Below are 2,249 nucleotides of genomic sequence, written 5' to 3'. Positions count from 1 at the left end.
GGGTTGCCAGGCCCGCGCCCCGCAGGGGCGCGGGGAACTGCGCGAGCAACCACCGACGGCCTGCAGCCGACGCACCACCCCAGGGGTCCGGGGCAAAGCCCCGAGAACCTCTACTGCAGGCGCGTCGTGGCTGAGCGCGCAGTTCCCCGCGCCCCTGCGGGGCGCTCGGTACGCCCCGCAGGCGGGACGAAAGCACCGCACCGGCTTCCGCTTGGGGCAGTATGGCGTGGTGGGAGCCATCCGCCGTACGGCCCGGGGCGCAGGCCGGGCGCTGCGCCGCCCGGTCGCCGGGACCGTGCGGGGCGTCCGGAAGGCCACGCACGCGCACGGCGCGGGCGAGTCGGGCCTCGCCAAGCTGATCGAGCTGCACGCGGTCAACTCCGCGGGCGACATGCTCATCACGGTGGCCCTGGCGTCGACGGTGTTCTTCTCCGTACCCACGGACCAGGCCCGCGGGCGGGTCGCGCTGTACCTGGCCGTGACGATGGCACCGTTCACCCTGCTGGCCCCGGTGATCGGGCCGCTGCTGGACCGGCTCCCGCACGGCCGCCGGGCGGCCATGGCGGGCGCGATGCTGACGCGCGCCGTGCTGGCCCTGATGATGTCGGGCGCCGTGGCAAGCGGCGGACTGGAGCTCTATCCGGCGGCCCTGGGCGTGCTGGTGGCGTCCAAGGCGTACGGGGTGGTGCGCTCGGCCGTGGTGCCCCGGCTGCTGCCGCCACGGATCTCCCTCGTCAAGGCGAACTCCCGGGTCACCCTCGGAGGGCTGCTGGCCACGGGACTGGCGGCCCCGCTCGGCGCGGGGCTGCACCAGCTGGGGCCGGCCTGGCCGCTGTACGGGGCGTGCGCCGTCTTCGCGTGCGGCACGTACCTCTCGCTCTCGCTCCCGCCCAAGGTCGACTCCGCGAAGGGCGAGGCCCGGGCCATGCTCGTCGCGCCCGAGCACCAGCGCCGCACGAAGCGGCGGACGAAGCCGGGGCTGCGCACGGTCGGCAGCTCCGTGCTGCACGGGCTGCAGGCCAACGGGGCGCTGCGGATGCTGTCCGGGTTCCTCACGTTCTTCCTGGCGTTCCTGCTGCGCGTCCACCCGCTGGGCGGGCTGGGCCCGGCCGTCTCGCTGGGCATCGTGGCGGTGGCGGCGGGAGCGGGCAACGCCCTGGGGACGGCGGGCGCGGCGCTGCTGCGCTCGCGCGGCCCGGAGAAGACGATCGCCGCGGTGCTGACGGCCGCGCTGGGCATGACGGTGGCGACGGCCGTGCTCTACAACCCGTTCTTCGTGGTGGCCGTGGCCGCCGTGGCCGGGATCTCGCAGGCGCTGGGCAAGCAGTCGCTGGACTCGCTGATCCAGCGGGACGTGCCGGAGCAGGTGCGCACCTCCGCCTTCGCCCGCTCCGAGACACTGCTGCAGATGTGCTGGGTGGTGGGCGGCGGCATCGGGATCCTGCTGCCGCTCAACGGCGTGGTGGGCATGTCGGTCGCGTCCGCGTTCCTGGCCCTGGGCGCCGCCACAGCCGTACGGGGCCTGCTGACGGCGGCCCGGCGCGGCTCGCCGCACCCGCGCGTGGCCTGACCGGGGCGGCCCGATAGCCTGCCCCCCATGACCGCTGCCATTTTCCAGGGAAGGCGCCGCCGCGCCGCTGCCGCTGCCGGCGTCGTGGCCCTCGGGCTCGTCGCCCTCTCCGCCTGCGACAAGCCGACGCCGCTGGCGACGGTGACCGTCGGCTCCACCACGGTGACCTCCGAGGCCGCCTGCTACGAGGGCGGCGACGCGATCGCCAACGACAAGCTGCCCGCGTGCCTGAAGGACTCCGGCGGCAAGACCGTCAAGGCGTCCATGGAGGACAAGGTCCGCTTCGGCGTCGACCCGAAGATCGCCGACGAGGGCTGGACGCTCTTCATCAACGGCCAGCCGGCCGAGCAGGAGCCGAACAAGAAGACCTTCCGGACCATCCCGGCGAGCGCCTTCTTCTCCTCCGGCCAGGGCGCCCTGGTGAAGAACACCCAGATCAGCATTGTCGAGGCCAGCTCCGGCAAGGCCCTGGGCGTCTGGAACTTCACGCTCGAGAAGACCTCCTGACGACCCCTCCCATGCGCGTTCTGGTCGTCACCGCCGTGGCCGCCGAGGCGGACGCGGTCGTCCGCGCCCTGGCGGCGGAGCCCCTGGAGGTCTCCGTGACGGTCTCCGGTGCCGGTGTGGTGATGGTGCCGATGGTGCTCATGGGTGCCGTGATGGCCGTGGCCGCGCCGGG

At 74.1% G+C, this 2,249-nt stretch carries 2 protein-coding genes; both read left to right on the top strand.

Annotated features, from left to right (window positions below; translation table 11 throughout):
- The first annotated feature begins 229 nt into the window (after nt 1-229).
- A complete protein-coding gene (locus ACWD4B_RS35675; protein ID WP_451424666.1) occupies nt 230-1,570 on the top strand; it encodes an MFS transporter in 1,341 nt (446 codons plus the stop codon).
- A 27-nt stretch (nt 1,571-1,597) separates the two neighbouring features.
- The gene (locus tag ACWD4B_RS35670) at nt 1,598-2,077 is read left to right on the top strand and encodes a DUF2771 domain-containing protein (RefSeq protein WP_451424665.1); all 480 of its coding nucleotides are present in this window, start codon (nt 1,598-1,600) and stop codon (nt 2,075-2,077) included.
- Nucleotides 2,078-2,249 lie beyond the last annotated feature (172 nt).

The organism is Streptomyces sp. NPDC002536, assembly GCF_053594995.1.
The sequence above is the reverse complement of the archived record's forward strand: the minus strand, read 5'-3'. Positions and strand labels throughout refer to the sequence as shown.